This window comes from Haladaptatus marinus, assembly GCF_051194195.1.
Genome location: NZ_JBLZNK010000001.1, coordinates 124,424 through 143,876 on the forward strand (window position 1 = coordinate 124,424; position 19,453 = coordinate 143,876).

Genomic DNA, 19,453 nt, shown 5'->3' on the forward strand with positions numbered 1-19,453 from the left:
AGGATGAGATGACTGCATAATGAGCGGTGGTTCCGTAGAGGTGAGTGTCGTCCTTCCAGCGTACAACGAGGAGGCGACCATCGAGAACACCGTCGAGACGACCCTCGACACGCTAGAATCGTTTTTACCCTCCGATAGCTTTGAGGTCATCGTCGCGGAAGACGGCTGTGACGACCGAACGCCGGAAATCGCAGACAGAATGGCAGAACAGGACGACCGAGTTCGCCACTTCCACAGCGACGAGCGACTGGGGCGGGGAGGAGCATTGAATCACGCGTTTGACGCCGCCGACGGGGAGACGTTAGTCTACTTCGATACGGATTTGGCGACGGACATGGGGCATCTGGAGGAACTGGTCGAAAGCGTTCGCTCCGGCGAATACGACTTTGCGACCGGTTCCCGGTGGATGCCGGAAAACGTGGCCGAGCGACCGGCGAAACGTGACGTTGCGAGTCGCGGGTTCAACGGTCTGACACGTTTATTCCTCCGTTCCGACCTGCGCGACCATCAGTGCGGGTTCAAAGCGTTCGACCGACGGGCGCTGTTCGACGTGCTGTCCGACGTGGAGGACAAACACTGGTTCTGGGACACCGAGGTGCTCGTACGTGCCCAGCGGAAGGGCTACAGAATCAAGGAGTTCTCGGTGGACTGGACGCCGAAGGGCGACACGAAAGTCGATCTCGTGCGCGACGTGTTCGGCATGGGTAGCCAGATCGGCCGCTGTTGGTGGGAGTTCTCCGTCGAACCCCGAATCACCCGCCGGGTGTCGATGGCCGTGGGGGTTTTGCTTACCGTCATCGCCGTCGCGCTGATGGGCCAGTATCTGCCGATGGAGAGCGTTCTCAAACAGATGAGCGAGGCGAATCCCGCACTCGTTGGTGCCGCGGCGCTCATCTACGTGCTTTCGTGGCCGCTCCGTGGCGTGCGCTACAAGGACATCCTCGAAGAACTCGGCTTCACCGAGACGACGCAGTTCCTCACCGGGGCGATATTCATCAGCCAAACCGGGAACCTCGTGTTCCCCGCCCGTGCCGGTGACGCAGTCCGCGCCTACGTCGTGAAGGCCCGCAGAGGGATTCCGTACCCCTCCGGATTCGCGTCGTTGGCTATCGAACGTGTGTTCGACCTGCTCACGATTACCGTGATGGCCGGAACGGTTCTGCTCGGTCTGACCGTTACGGGACAAGCCGCGGACATCGTACAGGCGATTACGGGCGCGGAACAACGAGAGGCCGCCCGAACTGCGGTGTTCGTCGCGGCGGGCGTCGGCGGGGCCGCAATCGCTGCCGTCGCCGTTATCATCGCCAGCGCCCGCTCCGACCGAAATCTCGTCCGTGAAGTCGTCACGAAGGTCAGTTCCGACTCCTATGCTGACTACATCGCCGGTCTCATCGAGCGGTTTACCGGCGACGTGCAGACCGTCGCGAGCGACCGAGCGGCCTTCCTTCGCGTCGGTGCAAGCAGCCTCGCAATCTGGACGCTCGACGTGTTGACGGCCATCCTCGTGTTGGTCGCCTTCCCCAACGTCTCGCTCGACCCGGTGACGCTGGTCGCCGTCGGCTTCTTCGCGGTGAGCGTGGGTAACCTCGCCAAAGTGCTCCCGCTCTCGCCCGGCGGTGTCGGCCTATACGAGGCGGCGTTCACCGTCTTCGTCGCCGGTCTGACGCCCATCTCGTGGCCGGTCGCGCTCGGCGCGGCGATTCTCGACCACGCGGTGAAGAACATCGTCACCCTCGTCGGCGGCGTCGGGTCGATGTTCTCGCTCAACGTCTCGCTCACGCAGGCGGTCGAGGAGGGCAGCGAGATGTCGGTCGAGTCCGAACCCGCGTCGCTCGACGACTGAGGAAAAATCGCGCTCAAAATTTCGATTATTAGTAGAATTCGGTGACGAATGGGGCGAGTGCCCCGGCGACTGCGTGTTCCAGAGCTTCTTGTCGGTCGATGATTCCGCCCGTGAGCGCACCTGCTGCACCCTGTTTTTTCGCCACGTCGGATTCGCCGAGCAGGTCGTCCATGACCGGGCCGAGCTCCTCGCCGTCCCGAATCCGGCGGGCGACGGAATCCGGCAGTTGCAAGCGTGGTCCTGCCCCGCGTCCCACCATTTCGCCGTCGGTGACCGCGGCCCACATGATGAGATAGAGACCGTCAGAACCGGGCACTTCCGCGACGCCGCCTTCCAGTCCGATTCCGATATCGTACTCCGACACGGAACGTCGCGCGCGATTTTCCGCGCCTTTGATAGTCTCCGCTTCGCCGAACGGTTGCTCCGCAACTCCCGAGTCGATAGCCACCGACTCGATACTGATTCGTTCGGGCGTCGTTTCGAGGCCGTCGAACACTGCCTCGACCGCCGATATTTTCACTGGATTTCGACTGCCGACACCGACTCGCATAGTTTCCACCTGTCGCCGATTCGATTTGTGGTTTTCTACTCAAGCGCCGCTGGATGGAGCGTCGCGGCCATCGTCTCGATTCCCTCGATGAGTCGCGGACTCGGTTGGTATAGTAGCGAATCGTCGAGTACGTGAACCGCACCGCGGTCTATCGCCGGAATCGACCAGTCACGGTTCGATACGACTTCGGGGTCGCTTCGCTCGCCGTGGCCACAGATGTGGAGGAAGACGTGCTCAGGTTGGGTCTCCTCGACCAGCGAGCGTTCGACTTCGGACGAACGCTCACCCGGCGAGGAAAACGGGTAGCGACCACCCGCGGCGCGAACCACATCCGGAATCCAGTTTCCGGCGGCGGTCGGCGGGTTCGACCACTCCTCGCAGTAGACGACTGGTCGCGGACGATCCGCAACCAGTCGTTGGACGCGCTCGATTCGGTTCCGCGCACGCCACGCGAGGTCGTTTCCGTTTCGCGGCAGTCCGACTGCCTGCCCGAGCGTAGCGAACGATTCTATCACGTCCCCGAGCGTCCGCGGTTCGACGTGGACGACTCGATAGCCGAGTTCGCGGAGGTCGTCACGAACGTCGGCCTGTAGCGGGTCGGCTGTAAGCACGATATCGGGGTCACAGGCCTCTACAGCGTCGTAGTCCGGATTCAACCAGCCGCCGACTGCCGGAGCATCGACCGAGCAGTGGTGTGTCACGCCGACGAGTTGTTCCGTCGTGCCGAGCTCACGAAGCGTTTCAGTGGCGCTCGGCGCGAGCGAGACGATACGGTCTCCTGCCATCGGTGACTTCTTGTCTGATAGCGGAGTAAATGTTTGCTCCGAATCGGAGTAAATGATACATTACTGGACGGAAATGGAGGCTTAAATATTTCGCTCGCCTGACGCAGGACGTCTATTTCACGCTCCGTGTGACTGTTTCACGAACGCGAGATGGGCTAAAAACGAATCCTTTAAGTATGTTTCGTCCTAACGGCAGGTTAAGAGTAGCGGCGTCCGGGTTTTTCAGGATTTCCCTGCCCGGTAGCCGACGCGCCCTCTTTTCGAGGGGTGTTTCACATGCCAAAAACGTCAATCAGAACGAGAACCGACGAATCCGAAGTAGAAGAGCAACGAAACGAAGGCCAAAGCTGTCCCGAATGTGGCGGCAAACTCGTCGCCGACTCCGGCCACGGCGAGACCCTCTGTGAGGACTGTGGACTGGTCGTTGACGAGGACAACGTCGACCGCGGCCCGGAGTGGCGTGCCTTCGACGCCAAGGAGAAAAACGAAAAGTCCCGCGTCGGTGCGCCGACCACGAACACGATGCACGACAAGGGACTTTCGACCAACATCGACTGGCGAAACAAGGACGCCTACGGCAACTCGCTCGGGTCGCGCCAGCGCGAGAAGATGCAGCGCCTGCGCAAGTGGAACGAACGCTTCCGAACGCGCGACAGCAAGGAGCGCAACCTCAAACAGGCGCTCGGCGAAATCGACCGGATGGCGAGCGCCCTCGGTCTGCCGGATTCGGTTCGCGAGATGGCGAGCGTCATCTACCGACGCGCGCTGAACGAAGACCTCCTGCCGGGACGTTCCATCGAAGGCGTTTCGACGGCCTGTGTCTACGCCGCGGCGCGACAGGCAGGCGTCCCGCGCAGTCTGGACGAAATCACCGACGTGAGCCGAGTCGAGAAGAGCGAAGTCGCACGAACCTACCGCTACGTCGTGCGCGAACTGAAACTCGAGGTTCGACCCGCCGACCCCGAGAGCTACGTCCCGCGATTCGCCTCCGGCCTCGACCTTTCGGATGAAGCGGAACACCGTGCCCGCGAACTCCTGAAGAACGCGAAAGAACAGGGCGTCCACAGCGGTAAATCACCCGTCGGTCTCGCCGCCGCGGCAGTGTACGCCGCCGCCCTCCTGACCAACGAGAAGACGACGCAGGCGGAAGTCAGCGAAGTCGCCGACATCAGCGAAGTCACGATTCGTAACCGCTACCACGAACTGCTCGAAGCCGAAGAAGGCACCATCGCGCTGTAATTTCCCCCGAACTGTTTGAAAAGATGTTTTGCTGTGTACCGATATGTCTACACAGCAACCGCAATGGAAACAGAGCACGAGATTCACGTCGGGAACGCCAGCGAGAGTTCGCTTCCCGACGATTCGATAGACCTCGTCGTCACCTCACCGCCGTACCCGATGATCGAAATGTGGGACGACCTATTCTCGCGGCTGAACTCGAAAATCGGGGACGCACTGGAACGCGAGGACGGCAACACCGCCTTCGAGTTGATGCACGACGAACTCGACGCCGTCTGGGCCGAGGTCGCTCGCGTGCTGAAACCCGGCGGCATCGCCGTCATTAACGTCGGCGATGCCACCCGAAAAGTCGATGGAACCTTTCAACTCTTCCCGAATCACTCGCAAGTGCTTCAGGGACTGCGAAATCGAGGGTTTTGTCCGCTTCCGGACATCCTCTGGCGAAAACCATCGAACCGTCTAACGAAGTTCATGGGGTCGGGGATGCTCCCGCCGAACGCCTACACAGCCCTCGAACACGAATACCTCCTCGTCTTCCGAAACGGCGATTCGCGCCGATTCGAACCCGGTGCCGACCGACGGTACGAGGCGGCGTACTTCTGGGAGGAGCGAAACGAGTGGTTTTCCGACCTCTGGACTGCGGTTCGCGGCGAGATACAAGAGTTAGACCACGGCGACCTGCGCGAACGGTCGGCGGCGTTTCCGTTCGAACTCCCCTATCGACTCATCTCGATGTTTTCCGTCTACGGCGACACCGTCTTCGACCCGTTCTGGGGAACTGGTACGACCTCGCTCGCGGCGATGGTCGCCGGGCGAAATTCGGTGGGCTACGAACTCGAATCGGATTTCACAGGCGTGTTCGAGGAGCGAGTCGAGACGGCGGACGACCTCTCACGTGATATCATTCGAGCCCGACTCGACGACCATCGGGAGTTCGTCCGCGAACACGACGGTTCGCTCGCGTACGACTCCAACCAGTACGATTTCCCGGTCAAAACCTCCCAAGAGCAGGAGATTCAGTTCTACGAAGTGACCGACGTAACTCGCGACGGAACGCGATTTTTAGCCACACACGAACCGTATTCCGAGTGACTATCGCTATTCGACTGCGACTTGACTCCGGGTAGCCTTTTGTCCCGCCGGGACGACCATCCGCTATGGAGTTCGACTCGTTTTCCCTGGCGGCAAGCACGGCAGTCCTCGGGGACGAACCGCGTGCCAGCGACCACGCCGATATAGTAGAGTTCCGGATGGATTTGGCGACCGACCCACTCGACCAACTCGCGAGCTACAACGGTAAACTACCCATTCTCGCCACGAATCGTGCCTCGTGGGAGGGTGGCGAGGCGACGGGCGACGAGGCTCGGTTGGATGCCCTCGAAACCGCGGCCGAACACGACGCCGTCGCCGCAATCGACCTCGAACTGGAGAGCCTTCTTTCGGGTGACGGAAGGAGGGTCGCTGATCACGCTCGCGAGCATGACACGACAGTACTCGCTTCGATTCACGATTTCGAAGAGACGCCGTCCGAAAAACGAATGCGCGAACTGCTGGAACAAGCGACAGACCATGCCGACGTGGGGAAAATGGCGGTGACCGCCAACTCGCGGTTTGACGTGCTCGATTTGCTCTCAGCGACCAACCGACTCACCGAGGACGGACGGCGAGTGGCAACCATAGCGATGGGCGAAGTCGGTCGCCATTCGCGGGCAGTCGCACCGATTTACGGGTCGAAAATCGGCTACGCCCCGCTGGATTCGGCGGACGCGACTGCGCCGGGTCAGTACGAGTTGGCGACGCTTTCGCGTCTCGTTCGTGAACTGCGAGGATGAATCCACGATGATTGACACGGCCACCAGCCGTGGGGTGGATGAGTGCGGCGCACTCACCCGCCTGTTGGTTTGACTGAGAACGGGCGACGACCTAACGATAGCAAACGGTGCAGTTTCACGAGCATCTCTTTCAGAAAATATCAAACCGATGCTATATACTATCACAATTATATGAACTTCTAGATGGCTGTTACGTCCTGTTCCTCGAATAAGTATCAGCTACGTAAGCCGTATTGCAAGGATTTAACACCGCCCGTCAACAACCCACGCAAAATGACACGAAAGCGCCCGTGGCTGGCGGCCGGTCTGGCGTTTGTCTATCCCGGTCTGGGACACGCCTACCTTCGCCAGTGGCTTCGCGCGCTTCTCTGGTTCGGATTCGCCCTCGTCACCGTGATGGTGTTCATTCCGCAGACGACGTTCGAAGCGGTCGAAACCGGCGGCTTTGCAGCGTACTCGGCGGAAATTCAGGCACTTCCACTGAGCGTCGTCATCCCGATTCTGGTCGTCCAACTGTGTAACATCTTGGACGCCTACTGGTCGGCCTTGCGCGGTAACCGTACCCCGACGACGGATGGCGACGGCAGTAGCGGAACTCGCTGTCCAAACTGCCGCCGTAACGTAGACGAGGACTTGGACTTCTGTCACTGGTGTACGAATCCGATAGACCACGAGACGACCGCACAATAGGACGGATTTTCGACTACTGTTCGATGATGCTCTCTTCGACGCTCTCGCCGAAGTGGCGCGCGCCGCCCTCCAGATAGAGCTTCAGTTCGTCGCCGACTTCGAGGTCGGTGACCGCTTTTCGACCCTCGCGCGTCGGGACTTTGATGGTCTCCGCGTTCTGCAAGAGCGTCTCGACTCGGTCGCCATCCTCCGTCTCGACTTCGACGCGGAACATCGGACGCTTCTCTATTTTCACCCGCCCGACGACTGCCTCGCGGGTCTTGCCGTCCGTATTGACGAGTTGGACTTCATCACCGCTGGTGAGTTCGGAGAGATATTTGGTTCCGCCGTCGGGGACGCGAACGTACGCGTGAACCGCCCCTGCGTTCACCCGGAAGGGTCGTGAGGCGACGTAGGGGGATTCGGCGGTTTCCGCGTGGACGAAAAAGAGGCCCCGCGACATCGACCCCACGAGCATCCCCTCGTCGTCTTCCATCAGCGACCCGGTATCGACGCAGACCCGGTCGGCGCTTCCCGTCTGCTCGATGGTCAGCACTTCGCCCCACTCCAAATCGAGCGTTTCTCGCTCCGCGGCGTCCCGAACGTCCACCGTCGCGCGAATCTCGTCCGGACTGTCGCTGTCCAGCAGAACGGCGTCGGCACCGAGTTCCAGCGTCTCGAACGCGGTTCGGGCCTCGTCGGCGCTCGTGACGCCCGCGACGAGTTCCGTCTCCTCGCCGATTCGGGCGATGAGGTTTTCCAGCGGGATGATGGTCCAATCCTCGCCGACGACGATGGTGTAGTCCGCTTCCTCGGCCGCGGCCTCGGCGAAGGCTTCGTACTCCTCGCTCAGGATTCTGATGAAGGCACCTTCCGCTTCGTCCTCGCGCCGGAGCGTTGAAAGGTCGGCAGAGCCGGAGAAATCGGAGGGAAGATCGACTGTCCCGTCTCCCTCGCCGTCCTTACCGACGATTCTGGCGTCGGGTTCGGGTACTTCTTCGTTCGACTCCACGTCGAAGATGTGTACGTCACTGTCGGAGCGGAACGCCGCGATGTTGACTTCGCCGAGCTTTCGGACGCGCTCTACATCGCGTTCGTCCACCAGAACCCAGTCTACACCGGCTTCCAATCCGGCGGTAATTCGTTTACGGCGGTGGTCCCAGTCGCCGACATCGGAATCGGCTTTCAGCCACACGGAGCGTGTCATGCTGAATCGCTCGTACGCACATGGCTTGAACGTGGCGGAATCCGCAACTTCTCACCAGTTTACTCACGCTTCGTTACCACTCCACAGTTTTTTACCATCTCGATTACCACTACCAAAATGGCTGATTTCGACGCGATTCTCTTCGACCTCGACTCCACGCTGTGTGTCTCCGACCAAGACGAGGAGGCAGTTCTCGCCGAAGCATTCGACCGTGTTTCGGTCGACCAGTACTGCACGGTCGCGGATATCATCGCTGCGGTAGACGATATTTCGACCCCGAAAACACCACATGAGTTCTACGAGTTTTGCTTCGCCGTGACTGCTCGGAAGGCGGGTATCGAAACCCATCATGCATCGGATCTCGCTACCGCGTACGAGGCGTGTCTCGATCACTCCGCAGTCTCGTTCCGTCCCGGTGCCGAGGCCGCGCTGGCGGCCGCTAGCGACGCGAATCTCGGCCTCGTGACGAACTGGGACGAAGCGACCCAGACCGTCAAACTGGACGCACTCGGAATTTCTGACGTCTTTGATACACCCGTCTTCGCCAATCCCCGCGACGGCGTTCCACCGAAACCTGACCCGACCCCTTTCGAGCGCGCCCTGTCTGAACTCGATTCGGAACCGGGAAACACGATTCACGTCGGCGATTCGCTGGGTGCCGATGTGGCCGGCGCGAACGGCCTCGATATCGATTCCGTCTGGGTTCCTTACAAGGAGCAAGTGACTGACCCTACTCCCGAGCCGACGCACATACTCCCGTCGCTCGCGGAATTCCCGAGCCTCCTCTAGAATTAGATTTTGACCGATAGCCCTGCCTCATCGAGCGCGTCTTCGGCGGACAAATCGTCGTGAACAACGCCTGAAACAGCGCGTGCGATTGCTTCCGGGTTCTCGTGTTGGAAGACGGAGCGGCCGATCGAGACGCCCGCCGCGCCCGCATCCATCGCGCCGCTAACCGCGTCGAGGGTCGCTTCGTCACCTTCGGGAGCCCCCCCTGCGATAACCACCGGAAGGCGCGTCGATTCAACGACGTGTTCGAAGCTGTCCGCGTCGCCGCTGTAGGCGGTCTTCACCACATCCGCGCCGACTTCTTCCGCGAGTCGAACCGCGTGGCCGAGACTCTCCGCGTCGTGCTCGTCTACGCCCGGTCCGCGGGCGTAGGACATGGCGAGGACGGGCATGCCGAACTTATCTGCCCTGCTGCACACCTCCGCGAGGTCGGTAATCTGGTCGGGTTCGTGGTCGCTGCCGACGTTGATGTGGAACGAAACGGCGTCGGCACCGGCGCGAATCGCTTCCTCGACGGTGCCGGTCATTCGTTTGTCGTTCGCGTCCGGGCCGATGGTCGTGGAGGCATTCAGATGGACGATGTAGCCCGCGCCGTTTTTGTTCGGATGAACCCGCGAGGCGATTCCCTTCTGCGTGAGAACAGCGTCTGCTCCCCCTCGTGTCACCGCGTCGATCGTACCTTCGATGTCTTTCAGGCCGCGTACTGCGCCCAATGTAATGCCGTGGTCCATCGGAACGATGACGAAGCGGCCGTCACGTCCGATGCGGTCGAGTCGTGCTGCAATTCCCGTGTTCATTGTGTGAATGTGTAGCAAGCTAGTGTGAAATTCATTCCGGTTGCGGTACTTCCTGTCTACCTTCTCGTGCCCCGGATTTGAGTTCCGTGGCTTTCGATTCGAGGCGCTCCCCGACGTTTTCGCCGGATGCGATGATGTCCACGAGGGCGCTTCCGACGACGACACCGTCCGCGCCCGCCGCAACGATTTCTTTCGCGTGTTCGCCTTCGCTCACGCCGAACCCGACCGCCTTCGGCAGGTCGGTTTCGGCGAGCCGCCCGAGGCTGTCGTGGGTCGCACCGCTCACGTCCGTCTGCGCCCCTGTGGTTCCCAGTCGGGCCTGCACGTAGACGAATCCCGAGGCTTGCGACAGGATTTTCGCTTCGCGTTCGTCCGTGGTCGTTGGCGCGACGATGAACACCAGGTCGAGTCCGTACTCGTCGCAGGCCTCTCGGAGGGGGTCGCTTTCCTCGACCGGTAAGTCGGGAATGATGAGTCCCGAAATCCCGGCGTCCGCGGCGGCGGACACGAAGGGTTCGACGCCCGCAGCATCGCCGTACTGGTAGATGAGATTGTAGTAGGTCATGCAGACGATCGGCACGTCCACGCCCAGTTCGGCGGCGAGGTCGAGATAGCGGTCGGGCGTCATCCCGCCATCCAGCGCGCGCTGGATGGCGGTCTGAATCGTCGGGCCGTCCGCGATGGGTTCGGAGAACGGCAGGCCGAGTTCGATAACGTCCGCGCCTCCTCGTGCGAGTGCGCGGACGTACTCCTTCGTCGCCTCCGGGTTCGGGTCGCCAGCCACGACGTAGGGAATCAGTGCAGCTTCGTCCGAAAAGACGGATTCGAGATTCATTTGAACACCTCCATGCTCGGCGCAGTGTCGATGCCGCGCTTTTCGCTCTCCTCGATGACCGTATCGAGGTCTTTGTCCCCCCGGCCGGAGACGTTGACGACGACGAGGTCGCCCAAATCGTCGGAGTCGTCCGAATTTTCTGCCTCTTCCAGATACGCAATCGCGTGGCTCGATTCCAGCGCAGGAATGATTCCCTCCAGTTTCGACAGGCGATGGAAGGCTTCGAGCGCGGCGTCGTCGCCGACGCTCACGGGAGTTACGCGACCGATGTCGGCGAGATATGCGAGTTCCGGGCCGACGCCGGAGTAGTCGAGGCCCGCGCTCACGCTGTGTGATTCGAGAATTTGTCCGTCACGGTTCTGGAGCAGTTTCGTCCGCGCACCGTGGAGTACGCCGTCTTCACCCGTCGAAAGCGAAGCGGAGTGCGGCGCGAGACCTTCCTCTTCGTCAATCGTCAGGCCGGACCCACCCGCTTCGACTGCGAAGAGCGAGACATCTTCGTCGTCCACGAAGTGATGAAACGCGCCCATCGTGTTCGAACCGCCGCCTGCGCAGGCGACGACGCTGTCGGGCAATCTGCCCGCTTGCTCTTGAACCTGCTTTCTCGCCTCCTCGCTGATGACCGCCTGGAAATCGCGCACCATCTGCGGGAAGGGATGCGGGCCGACGACGCTTCCGATGACGTAGTGGGTGTCTTCCACATTGGTCGCCCAGTCGCGCATCGTCTCGTTGATGGCCTCTTTCAGCGTTCCGGAGCCGACATCGACGGGATTCACGTCCGCGTCGTGGGTTCGCATCCGGAAGACGTTCGGTCGCTGGCGGTTGATGTCGGTTCGGCCCATGTACACCTCGCAGTCGATGTCGAGGTAGGTGGCGGCCATCGCGGTTGCGGTGCCGTGCTGGCCCGCGCCGGTTTCCGCGACGATTCGGTCTTTGCCCATGTACTTCGCCAGCAAGACCTGTCCGAGCGCGTTGTTCAGTTTGTGTGCCCCGCCGTGGAGCAGGTCTTCGCGCTTCAGAAAGATGTCGCGGCCGTATCGCTCGCTCAAGGCGTCGGCTCGTTGGAGCGGCGTCGGTCGTCCACCGAAATCACGGAGATGGCGGCGGAACTCGTCCATGAAGCCGTCTTCGTTTTCGAGCACGTATCGTTCGTAGGCCGATTGAAGTTCCTCGATGGCGGGCATAAGCACTTCCGGCACGTACTGACCGCCGTATTCGCCGAACTTTGCGTTGGTTTTCGTCTCGCTCTCGTTCATGCGGATACCAACCTCCGGGTATTCTCGGTCACGTCTCCGTCCATAATCGCACTCCCGACAAGCAGGGCATTCGCGCCCGCCTCGCGCATTCGCCGGGCATCGTCGGGCGTCGTGATTCCACTCTCCGCGACGAGGGTCACGTCATCCGGCACTTCGGGTGCGACCGACTCGAAAGTGTCGAGGTTCACTTCCAGTTTTCCGAGGTCGCGGTTGTTCACGCCGATGATGTCCGCGCCTGCGTCTACTGCCGTCTTCAATTCATCGCGCGTGTGAACCTCCACGAGCACCTGAAAACCACGGTTACGGGCGGCGACAAGCAACTCCTCGAGGTCGTCCACGAACCGGACGATGAGTAGGACGAGGTCTGCTTCGACTGCATCTAATTGGTTCTCCTCCACGATGAAATCCTTGCGGAGGACGGGCACATCGACGGCATCCCGAACCCGGTGCAGGTTTTCGGGTGATCCACCGAAATGGTTCGGTTCGGTCAGCACGGAAAGCGCAGTTGCACCGCCCTCGACCATCTCTTCGGCCAGTTCGACGGGGTCGTCGGTTCGGTTTCCGTCGGTCGTCGGACTGGTCGGCTTGACCTCGGCGATGAGTGGAAATCTCCCGCCTGTTTCCGCCCGCGCAATCGCATCGGGGAACGAACGTGCGTCCACGGACACGCGCTCGTGCGGTGTATCTCTATTTCTCGCGTCCCGAAGTATGGACTGAACCGCGGGTGCGAGTTCGTCGTTAGCGTTCATTATCGTACATCAACGGACTAGTTTGTACATAAGGCTTGTGTCCCGATGACGCGAATCTTGAAGTTTCCGAGGTGCGTTTCCCCCAGCATGGACGAGAATGCCGGTATCTACGCACAGGAATCGCCGTATTTGGAGCGATTCGTGCAGATGGGGGTTGCGAGCGGTCGCGTCTTGCGCATCACGTTTCCCCGCGAGGCGGACGCTGACGCCGAGGAAGACCATGCGGTTCTTGACAGAGTTATCGCGTATTTGGAGGGCGTGGAGGACGATTTCGAGGACGTGCAGGTCGCACTAACACTCCCGACCGACCAGCGAAACGTCCTCGAAGCGGTGCGAAAAGTACCGTACGGCGAACAGGTAAACGTCGAAACCCTGGCCCGAATGACCACCGGAATCGACCACACAGAAGAAGCAGATTTAGACCTCGTGCGAACCGCGCTGGACAGCAACCCCGCGCCACTCCTGGTTCCCGACCACCGCGTTCGTGACGGCCCAAGTTCGGCACCGCCGGAGGTGGAACAGAAACTGCGGTCGCTGGAAGGGCTTTAGTCGGATTGCAAGCGGAACGCCCAGAGTAGTATTCCCACCATTCTCGGAATATCTGCAGCGTTCTCTCCGAGTTGTGGATTCGAGGCGACGGCGAGATACAGTTCGACGCCGCCACTCAACGCCAGCGACCCCGCGATAACCACGGTTAGCGCAGTCGTCTCCCGTTCGAGTATCAACGCCGCACCTAACGGAATCCAGAGGAAGGAAAACAGCAACTCTCCCGCGAATGTCGCAGTTCGATCGTCGGCTATCGCCCCGTACCCGATGGCGACGAACACCGCCGCGAACAAGCCAAAGATGAGTGCAACGATTGCCCGCGACGTCCCCTTCGGATGATTTATTAATCCGTCATTTCACGGGTTCGAATAAAACATTTCTGATTCTCCTTGCTATCGCGGTGGGTGACTTTTTGATGACTGCCAACGTATCTCCGCACATGTACGTCCGGGACGCGAAAAACAGAGAGGAGGTCTGGCTACTCGACAACATCGAGGCGATGGGGTTAGACGAAACCGCCTTCCGGTCCCGTGACTACGTCATCGCCATCGACGAAGAGTCGGGTGAAAAGGCCGGATTCGGCCGTATTCGCATTCACAAACCGGAAGACGCTCCCGAAATCTGCGAGTTGACCAGCATCGGCGTCGTGGCGTCGTGGCGCGAACAGGGTGTCGGCGCACACGTCATCGAGCGGCTCATCGATAAAGCCGGGGACAACGAATTCGAGGCGGTGTACGCCCTCGTCGGTGTTCCCGACTATCTCGCCCAGTTCGGATTCGCCGCCATCGACACGAACGAGTTGCCCCCGAAACTGCAGGATAGACTCGACGCGAAGCGCGACAGCATCGAACCGGACGCCATTCCGATGGTGCTTTCGGTCGGCGAGTTCGAGATGCCGGACCGTCTGCGCGAACGGTTCAAAAGTGCCCGGCCACGGGAGGACACGGGGGCAGGTGAGAGCGACGCCGACGAGATGGCCGAGGAGTTTGGTATCGACCCCGACGAGGCGACCTACAAATACGACACCGGAAGGCAGTAGATTCTGTGTTGGACGTTTGCCGTCGTTTTTGGGTCGGTGTTTGTAGAGGATTTGTTTATGAGGTCTGGAGGATTTGCTCCTGCGATGATGTCGTCCCAGAAAGCCCCTGCCCGCTGAACTCGGGCGCAACCTACTGCGCTCCTCACCTCGCTTCGCTCGGTTTGCGGTGCTTACGGGTTCGTCCTTCGTCCAACGGACGGCCCCTTTCAGTCCCACCCCGCCACCGCAACCGCCCACACGCCTCCCCAACCGACTCCTTGCAGTCGCTAGCGCTCGCTTCGGTCGTCCCTCGCGCGTCCATCGCACGCGCCGGTGGACTAGAACCGACCAGCAACAGCGCGCACACACCAGAAATTCACGAAAGAGCGTTAACTCGTCCGTTCAACTGTCCTGGTGACTGAGGGCTTTCTGGCTCATTACCGTTACCACTGCTCCACCTACTCCATCGCCATTGCAGTCCGTCAACTCTTAAGGCTCAGCCCCGCAACAATCCAAACAATGTTCGACGCGGACGACCTCGAAGAAATCCGCCGGGGGAAAGACGACTGGGAGGAAGAGACACTCGGCCCGACGCTCGACCGATTCGGAGAGCGACAGGAGGAGTTCACGACCGATACGGACGGGCAGTCGGTAGACCGACTCTACACGCCGAACGACGTGGCCGATATGGAGTACGAGGAGGATCTCGGCTTCCCAGGTGAAGACCCCTACACGCGCGGGGTCTACCCCACGATGTACCGCGGACGACTGTGGACCATGCGCCAGTACGCCGGGTTCGGGACGGCGGACGAGACGAACGAACGCTATCACTACCTGCTCGACAACGGCCAGAGCGGGCTGTCGATGGCATTCGACCTGCCGACCCAGATGGGGTACACCTCCGACGACGAGATGTCGGCAGGCGAAGTCGGAAAGTCGGGCGTCGCCATCGACACGCTGGCCGACATGGAGACCGTCTTCGACGGGATTCCGCTGGATGAGGTGAGCACGTCGATGACCATCAATGCGCCCGCCTCCGTCCTGCTGGCGATGTATATTGCGGTCGGCGACGGACAGGGCGTTCCCCGCGAGCAACTCCGGGGAACGATTCAGAACGACCTGCTGAAGGAGTACATCGCGCGAAACACTTACATCTACCCGCCGGAGCCGTCGATGCGGGTTATCACGGACATCTTCGAGTTCTGTGCCGAGGAAACGCCGAAGTTCAACACCATCTCGATTTCGGGGTATCACGTCCGCGAGGCTGGCGCGACGGCGGCGCAAGAATTGGCGTTCACGCTCGGCGACGGAATCGCATACGTCGAGGCCGCACTCGACGCTGGACTGGACGTGGACGAGTTCGCACCACAGCTCTCGTTCTTCTTCAACGCGCACAACAACATTCTGGAAGAGGTGGCGAAGTTCCGTGCGGCCCGGCGAATGTGGGCGACCATCATGGAGGAGCGATTCGGCGCGGAGAACCCGAAATCGAAACAGCTCAAGTTCCACACGCAGACGGCAGGTTCTACCCTGACCGCCCAGCAAATCGACAACAACGTGGTGCGGGTCGCGTATCAGGCGCTCGCTGCGGTACTCGGCGGAACCCAGAGCCTTCATACGAACGGGAAGGACGAAGCGCTCGCGCTCCCGACCGAAAAGAGCGTGCGAACCGCGCTCCGAACCCAGCAAATCCTCGCCCACGAAAGTGGGGCCGCGGACACCATCGACCCGCTTTCGGGAAGTTACTACGTCGAAGCACTGACCGACGATTTGGAGGAAGAGGCGTTCGACCTGCTCGACACCATCGACGAGAAGGGTGGGATGCCATCGGCCATCGAGAGTCAATGGGTACAGCGCCAGATTCAGGATGTGGCATACGACCGCCAGCAGGAAGTCGAGGCGGGCGAGCGAACCATCGTCGGCGTCAACGAGTTCGAGGTGGACGAGGAGCCCGAGATGGACATCCAGGAGGTCACCGAGAAAGACGAACGCCGCCAAATCGAGAGCCTGAACGAGGTTCGAGCGGAACGTGACGACGAACGCGTCGAGGAGGTACTTTCCGCACTCCGCACTGCTGCGGAAGGCGACGACAACCTGATGCCGTACATCATCGATGCCGTGAAGGCCTACGCCACGGTCGGCGAAATCTGCAACGTTCTCCGGGACGTGTTCGGCGAATACCGCCCCGGAACTGCGGTCTAAGGGTTCTGTTACCGCACCGACTTTGTTTTTCCTCGCGGCGAAAAGTCTCACCCGTCTCCAGTACAACGACTAAATAATGACCTCGTTTGCCTCCTCTCGCGGATTCGTTCCGTTCTATCGCCGCTACACGAAGACGTGGATACACGCGCTGGCGACGGCGGGATTGACCGCGTTCGGGATGCTCACGTTCGCGCATCGAGGCTTCGCCGTCGTTGCGGTTGCAGTGTACGTCCTTCCACCAATCGTGCTCTATTTTCGCGGTGCGGACGTTTCCGGTGTCGAATCGAGTACTGATAAAATCGGGAAATCGGATACCATTCCGGATTCAAAGTCGAATCCTGACACCACTGCAAGTGTGGATACGTCCGATGAGGCAGCCGCCGCGAAGGATTCCAACGAACCTACAGAAACGACTCCAGCGAAAAAACCACACTGGACGACGGCCGATACGCCGACCGACAAAACGCTGTTCGACGCCGTCACCACGGATGTGGGTGCCTATGCGGTCGGTGAAGACGGTGTCGTGCTCGCGGACGATGAAACGTCGGACTCCGAGTGGCGGGTCCTCCTTTCGGACGGGCCGGGTGCGGGTGGGAATACCCTCCGCGGCGCGGACACGACGGAAGGCGGAGGGAGCGTCTGGTTCGCTGGCGACAGCGGCTCCCTCGGTCGTCTCGATACGGAAACCGGCCGACACACCGACTACTCCGCACCCTCCGGAATCACCGACAACTGGACGGATATCGCTGTCTCGGGAACCGACGACGCGGCGATACTGCTCGTCAACGGTTCCGGCCAGGTGTTGCGAGGTCGCTATCGGGATAGCGACCTCGCATGGGACGGATCCACGAAACCCGGAAGCGGGTCGAGCCTGTGTGCCGTGACGTTCGTGGATCGCTCAGTCGGCTACTGCTGTGATACGAACGATTCCGTATTCGAAACGACCGACGGCGGCGAGACGTTCCGGAAAATCGGCGTCGGTGGTGTGAACGGAACCCTCACGGATATCGCGGCGATCGCTCGTAGTGATTGCGCCGTTACCGACGATGACGGTGTTCTCCACGGACACGCCGATGGAAACTGGACGCCGACCCGACTGGGAGACGACCCCCTCCGGGCGCTCGCACGGGATGATGAGCAGGCAGTCGTCTGTGGAGCAAACGGAGTCGTCTACGAACGCGGAAGGGCCGATTCGACGGCGGAGTGGGAGCGGATCGTAACGACAGCGAACGAGCTTCGAGGGGTCACCATCGATTCTAATCGCGGGATAGCTGTCGGAGCGGGAGGAACGATAGTCGAGCGGGTCATGCCTAAGTCGCAGGGAAAGCCCGACGACCAGTAGACCGTCGCCAGCTCCGCTCGTCACGATTCATCGAAATTATACCCCCTGCCGATGAGTTTTGACCATGCACATCGACCATCTCGGCATCGCGACCGACGACGCGAGCGAACTGGCAGCCCTCTACGCTGACCTCTTCGACGCGCCAATCGCCCATGAGGAGGAGTTCGACGGCCTGTGCGTCGTATTCCTCGAATTCGGCGAGAGCTACTTCGAACTGCTGGAGCCGATGGAGAAGGGAACCATCTCCCGATATTTGGACAATCGCGGTGCCGGAATCCACCACGTCGCGCTCGAAACCGACGATATCGAAGGCGCGCTCGAAACCGCCCGAAAACACGATGTCGAATTGATCGATGAAGAGCCACGACTCGGCGCGTGGGGTCACGACGTGGCCTTTTTGCATCCGAAATCGACGGGCAGCGTGCTCATCGAATTCGTCGAGCACTAAAACCAGTCTTCCGCACGCCGTTCGTTCGCTGGAAGCAATCGTTCCGGTGGTTCCGCGAACCAGGCCGCACCGTTCAGCTCGCCGCCCTGAATCGCAATCGTGCCGCTTCGATACTCGGCGTCGAAGAAGACGTACAGGAGGTGAATCCGCTCTTCGTGATTTCCTTCGGAGACGACCGTCGCCCTCCGAAGCAAGAACGGTTCCGTGAGCGAACAGCGAATGTTTGTCTCTTCTTCGACCTCTCGAACCGCCGTCCCTTCGAACGTCTCACCATCCTCTCATCCGCCACCGGGCAATCCCCACGAATTCGCCCCGCGATTGAGGATCATTAGAACCCGAGGATGGTCGTCGAGGGCGCTATCCGACATCGAGTCGGTCAGCGACGGCGCATCCGCCGGAGTCCGGACGACCCACGCATATGCCCCGCCGAGATAGCCATCGCGGGCGTAGCCGAGGAGTTTCTCGAACGCTTCGGGCGGACGCCCCCACGTTTGGTTTTCGACCGGTACGTCTCCGTACTCATCTCGGAGTCGCTCCATTCGGGTTTCGACTGTCGTGCGATTTTCCTCGGTGGACATGGATTCCATCCGAGTGGCACCGGAAATATAATTCGATCGAAACGAACTCACACTATCGAGCCGAAGAACGACGCGGCAGTTCTCTATCTCACATCGCCATGTGACGTATTCATCGGAATCGCTGGGCATTGGTTTCCCGACTCAATTAGGGTATGGAAACTCTACTCGTCACCGTTGGCCCATGCCTGTACCCTCGGTTCGAGGAAACCAAAGACCGACTCTGGTGGGTCGACAAACCACCTCGCCTCCAGAACCTCTTCGTCGTCGGTCGTCGATGTTTCTGCCGTCTCCATCGCCCGTGCGTCGAACTGAACGGTCAGCACCTGCAACCGCTGGTCGCGGTTCGTCTTCGATACAATCGTTTTTCGTCGGGCGCACCAGACGCCGGTTATCTCGCATTCGATGCCCGTCTCCTCTCGAACTTCCCGGAGTGCCGTTTCCGCGTGGCTCTCTCCTGGTTCGTGGCCCCCGCCCGGAACGCCCCACGTTTCGGGGGCGTTCGGATGGCGAATGAACAGTGCCCGTCCGTCGCCATCGGTTACGAACGCGCCTGCATCGCCGAGCCAACCATCTTCGGCGAGTTCGCGGCCGTGGGCGAAAAAATCGCGGTCGTTTTCGACGGTCGTCTCGCAAATCGGAAAGTCGCCGTATCGGTTTCGCAACCGTTCGACTCGGTCGTCTATTTCAACTCGCATCCGCTCGGCCAGCGACATGGCACCGAATCAAAAAGCCACATTCACATCAGGGTATCGTTCGAAACGGAGTGAA

At 60.6% G+C, this 19,453-nt stretch carries 21 protein-coding genes and 1 pseudogene; 11 read left to right on the forward strand and 11 right to left on the reverse strand.

Going from position 1 to position 19,453, the window contains the following annotated elements:
* Positions 1–19: 19 nt before the first annotated feature.
* Complete coding sequence (locus ACN2TU_RS00645) at positions 20–1,843, forward strand: flippase-like domain-containing protein (protein WP_435151727.1); 1,824 nt, start codon at positions 20–22, stop codon at positions 1,841–1,843.
* 28 nt (positions 1,844–1,871) lie between these two features.
* Here the strand turns inward: ACN2TU_RS00645 and yjjX are convergent, their stop codons facing one another.
* Positions 1,872–2,393, reverse strand: a complete 522-nt coding sequence (gene yjjX, locus ACN2TU_RS00650; protein ID WP_435151730.1) for an inosine/xanthosine triphosphatase — start codon at positions 2,391–2,393, stop codon at positions 1,872–1,874.
* A 35-nt stretch (positions 2,394–2,428) separates the two neighbouring features.
* A complete protein-coding gene (locus tag ACN2TU_RS00655) occupies positions 2,429–3,178 on the reverse strand; it encodes a cobalamin-binding protein (protein ID WP_435151733.1) in 750 nt (249 codons plus the stop codon).
* A 276-nt stretch (positions 3,179–3,454) separates the two neighbouring features.
* On the opposite strand from ACN2TU_RS00655, the gene ACN2TU_RS00660 reads away from it, so the two are divergent.
* The 4 genes from ACN2TU_RS00660 to ACN2TU_RS00675 all read left to right on the forward strand — a co-directional run bounded on the left by ACN2TU_RS00660 (position 3,455) and on the right by ACN2TU_RS00675 (position 6,939).
* Positions 3,455–4,417 (forward strand): transcription initiation factor IIB, encoded by a 963-nt coding sequence (locus tag ACN2TU_RS00660; protein WP_435151735.1) that lies wholly within the window; start codon positions 3,455–3,457, stop codon positions 4,415–4,417.
* Between the two features lie 63 nt (positions 4,418–4,480).
* Positions 4,481–5,509: a DNA-methyltransferase gene (locus tag ACN2TU_RS00665; protein ID WP_435151738.1), complete on the forward strand. Its 1,029-nt coding sequence runs from the start codon at positions 4,481–4,483 to the stop codon at positions 5,507–5,509.
* 65 nt (positions 5,510–5,574) lie between these two features.
* Positions 5,575–6,249 (forward strand): type I 3-dehydroquinate dehydratase, encoded by a 675-nt coding sequence (locus ACN2TU_RS00670; RefSeq protein WP_435151741.1) that lies wholly within the window; start codon positions 5,575–5,577, stop codon positions 6,247–6,249.
* Between the two features lie 273 nt (positions 6,250–6,522).
* Positions 6,523–6,939, forward strand: coding sequence for a DUF7575 domain-containing protein (locus ACN2TU_RS00675; RefSeq protein WP_435151744.1), 417 nt, complete (start codon positions 6,523–6,525; stop codon positions 6,937–6,939).
* A 13-nt stretch (positions 6,940–6,952) separates the two neighbouring features.
* Here ACN2TU_RS00675 and ACN2TU_RS00680 read toward each other — a convergent pair whose 3' ends face one another.
* Positions 6,953–8,125: a 3-dehydroquinate synthase II gene (locus tag ACN2TU_RS00680; protein ID WP_435151746.1), complete on the reverse strand. Its 1,173-nt coding sequence runs from the start codon at positions 8,123–8,125 to the stop codon at positions 6,953–6,955.
* A gap of 117 nt (positions 8,126–8,242) precedes the next feature.
* Between ACN2TU_RS00680 and ACN2TU_RS00685 the strand changes: the two genes are divergently transcribed.
* On the forward strand, positions 8,243–8,914 hold the full coding sequence (locus ACN2TU_RS00685; RefSeq protein WP_435151749.1) for an HAD family hydrolase: 672 nt from the start codon (positions 8,243–8,245) through the stop codon (positions 8,912–8,914).
* Positions 8,915–8,916: 2 nt separating this feature from the next.
* On the opposite strand, the gene ACN2TU_RS00690 is transcribed toward ACN2TU_RS00685, so the two are convergent.
* The 4 genes from ACN2TU_RS00690 to trpC are packed head-to-tail and all read right to left on the reverse strand — an operon-like array spanning position 8,917 to position 12,551.
* The gene (locus ACN2TU_RS00690) at positions 8,917–9,711 is read right to left on the reverse strand and encodes a 2-amino-3,7-dideoxy-D-threo-hept-6-ulosonate synthase (protein WP_435151751.1); all 795 of its coding nucleotides are present in this window, start codon (positions 9,709–9,711) and stop codon (positions 8,917–8,919) included.
* 31 nt (positions 9,712–9,742) lie between these two features.
* A complete protein-coding gene (gene trpA, locus ACN2TU_RS00695; RefSeq protein WP_435151754.1) occupies positions 9,743–10,546 on the reverse strand; it encodes a tryptophan synthase subunit alpha in 804 nt (267 codons plus the stop codon).
* Positions 10,543–11,802 (reverse strand): tryptophan synthase subunit beta, encoded by a 1,260-nt coding sequence (gene trpB, locus ACN2TU_RS00700; protein WP_435151756.1) that lies wholly within the window; start codon positions 11,800–11,802, stop codon positions 10,543–10,545. Before trpB ends, trpA begins: the two co-directional genes overlap by 4 nt.
* A complete protein-coding gene (gene trpC / locus ACN2TU_RS00705; protein WP_435151759.1) occupies positions 11,799–12,551 on the reverse strand; it encodes an indole-3-glycerol phosphate synthase in 753 nt (250 codons plus the stop codon). The genes trpB and trpC overlap by 4 nt, the downstream gene beginning before the upstream one ends.
* 87 nt (positions 12,552–12,638) lie before the next feature.
* On the opposite strand from trpC, the gene ACN2TU_RS00710 reads away from it, so the two are divergent.
* Positions 12,639–13,100: an MGMT family protein gene (locus tag ACN2TU_RS00710; protein WP_435151763.1), complete on the forward strand. Its 462-nt coding sequence runs from the start codon at positions 12,639–12,641 to the stop codon at positions 13,098–13,100.
* On the opposite strand, the gene ACN2TU_RS00715 is transcribed toward ACN2TU_RS00710, so the two are convergent.
* Complete coding sequence (locus ACN2TU_RS00715; protein WP_435151765.1) at positions 13,097–13,378, reverse strand: hypothetical protein; 282 nt, start codon at positions 13,376–13,378, stop codon at positions 13,097–13,099. The genes ACN2TU_RS00710 and ACN2TU_RS00715 overlap by 4 nt on opposite strands.
* 158 nt (positions 13,379–13,536) lie before the next feature.
* Here ACN2TU_RS00715 and ACN2TU_RS00720 point away from each other — a divergent pair, with 158 nt between their 5' ends.
* The 4 genes from ACN2TU_RS00720 to mce all read left to right on the forward strand — a co-directional run bounded on the left by ACN2TU_RS00720 (position 13,537) and on the right by mce (position 18,107).
* On the forward strand, positions 13,537–14,136 hold the full coding sequence (locus ACN2TU_RS00720) for a GNAT family N-acetyltransferase (RefSeq protein ID WP_435152426.1): 600 nt from the start codon (positions 13,537–13,539) through the stop codon (positions 14,134–14,136).
* Between the two features lie 498 nt (positions 14,137–14,634).
* Complete coding sequence (locus ACN2TU_RS00725) at positions 14,635–16,317, forward strand: acyl-CoA mutase large subunit family protein (RefSeq protein ID WP_435151768.1); 1,683 nt, start codon at positions 14,635–14,637, stop codon at positions 16,315–16,317.
* Positions 16,318–16,393: 76 nt separating this feature from the next.
* Positions 16,394–17,659, forward strand: coding sequence for a WD40/YVTN/BNR-like repeat-containing protein (locus ACN2TU_RS00730; RefSeq protein WP_435151771.1), 1,266 nt, complete (start codon positions 16,394–16,396; stop codon positions 17,657–17,659).
* A gap of 64 nt (positions 17,660–17,723) precedes the next feature.
* Entirely contained in the window at positions 17,724–18,107 is a 384-nt protein-coding gene (gene mce / locus ACN2TU_RS00735; RefSeq protein WP_435151773.1) for a methylmalonyl-CoA epimerase, read from the forward strand.
* On the opposite strand, the pseudogene ACN2TU_RS00740 reads toward mce, so the two are convergent.
* The 3 genes and pseudogenes from ACN2TU_RS00740 to ACN2TU_RS00750 form a co-directional block, all read right to left on the reverse strand.
* A pseudogene (locus tag ACN2TU_RS00740) lies at positions 18,104–18,373 on the reverse strand (NUDIX domain-containing protein); the annotation flags it as partial. The gene mce and the pseudogene ACN2TU_RS00740 overlap by 4 nt on opposite strands.
* Before the next feature lie 12 nt (positions 18,374–18,385).
* Positions 18,386–18,685 (reverse strand): hypothetical protein, encoded by a 300-nt coding sequence (locus ACN2TU_RS00745; protein WP_435151776.1) that lies wholly within the window; start codon positions 18,683–18,685, stop codon positions 18,386–18,388.
* A 161-nt stretch (positions 18,686–18,846) separates the two neighbouring features.
* Positions 18,847–19,398: an NUDIX hydrolase gene (locus tag ACN2TU_RS00750; RefSeq protein WP_435151778.1), complete on the reverse strand. Its 552-nt coding sequence runs from the start codon at positions 19,396–19,398 to the stop codon at positions 18,847–18,849.
* Positions 19,399–19,453 lie beyond the last annotated feature (55 nt).

Coding starts and splice junctions, on each gene's coding strand:
- ACN2TU_RS00665 (WP_435151738.1), top strand. CDS start 4,481: ATGGAAACAGAGCACGAGATTCACGTCGGGAACGCCAGCGAGAGTTCG.
- yjjX (WP_435151730.1), bottom strand. CDS start 2,393: ATGCGAGTCGGTGTCGGCAGTCGAAATCCAGTGAAAATATCGGCGGTC.
- ACN2TU_RS00655 (WP_435151733.1), bottom strand. CDS start 3,178: ATGGCAGGAGACCGTATCGTCTCGCTCGCGCCGAGCGCCACTGAAACG.
- ACN2TU_RS00710 (WP_435151763.1), top strand. CDS start 12,639: ATGGACGAGAATGCCGGTATCTACGCACAGGAATCGCCGTATTTGGAG.
- ACN2TU_RS00670 (WP_435151741.1), top strand. CDS start 5,575: ATGGAGTTCGACTCGTTTTCCCTGGCGGCAAGCACGGCAGTCCTCGGG.
- ACN2TU_RS00660 (WP_435151735.1), top strand. CDS start 3,455: ATGCCAAAAACGTCAATCAGAACGAGAACCGACGAATCCGAAGTAGAA.
- mce (WP_435151773.1), top strand. CDS start 17,724: ATGCACATCGACCATCTCGGCATCGCGACCGACGACGCGAGCGAACTG.
- ACN2TU_RS00675 (WP_435151744.1), top strand. CDS start 6,523: ATGACACGAAAGCGCCCGTGGCTGGCGGCCGGTCTGGCGTTTGTCTAT.
- trpC (WP_435151759.1), bottom strand. CDS start 12,551: ATGAACGCTAACGACGAACTCGCACCCGCGGTTCAGTCCATACTTCGG.
- ACN2TU_RS00685 (WP_435151749.1), top strand. CDS start 8,243: ATGGCTGATTTCGACGCGATTCTCTTCGACCTCGACTCCACGCTGTGT.
- trpB (WP_435151756.1), bottom strand. CDS start 11,802: ATGAACGAGAGCGAGACGAAAACCAACGCAAAGTTCGGCGAATACGGC.
- ACN2TU_RS00745 (WP_435151776.1), bottom strand. CDS start 18,685: ATGTCCACCGAGGAAAATCGCACGACAGTCGAAACCCGAATGGAGCGA.
- ACN2TU_RS00725 (WP_435151768.1), top strand. CDS start 14,635: ATGTTCGACGCGGACGACCTCGAAGAAATCCGCCGGGGGAAAGACGAC.
- ACN2TU_RS00750 (WP_435151778.1), bottom strand. CDS start 19,398: ATGTCGCTGGCCGAGCGGATGCGAGTTGAAATAGACGACCGAGTCGAA.
- ACN2TU_RS00730 (WP_435151771.1), top strand. CDS start 16,394: ATGACCTCGTTTGCCTCCTCTCGCGGATTCGTTCCGTTCTATCGCCGC.
- ACN2TU_RS00645 (WP_435151727.1), top strand. CDS start 20: ATGAGCGGTGGTTCCGTAGAGGTGAGTGTCGTCCTTCCAGCGTACAAC.
- ACN2TU_RS00690 (WP_435151751.1), bottom strand. CDS start 9,711: ATGAACACGGGAATTGCAGCACGACTCGACCGCATCGGACGTGACGGC.
- ACN2TU_RS00720 (WP_435152426.1), top strand. CDS start 13,537: ATGTACGTCCGGGACGCGAAAAACAGAGAGGAGGTCTGGCTACTCGAC.
- ACN2TU_RS00680 (WP_435151746.1), bottom strand. CDS start 8,125: ATGACACGCTCCGTGTGGCTGAAAGCCGATTCCGATGTCGGCGACTGG.
- trpA (WP_435151754.1), bottom strand. CDS start 10,546: ATGAATCTCGAATCCGTCTTTTCGGACGAAGCTGCACTGATTCCCTAC.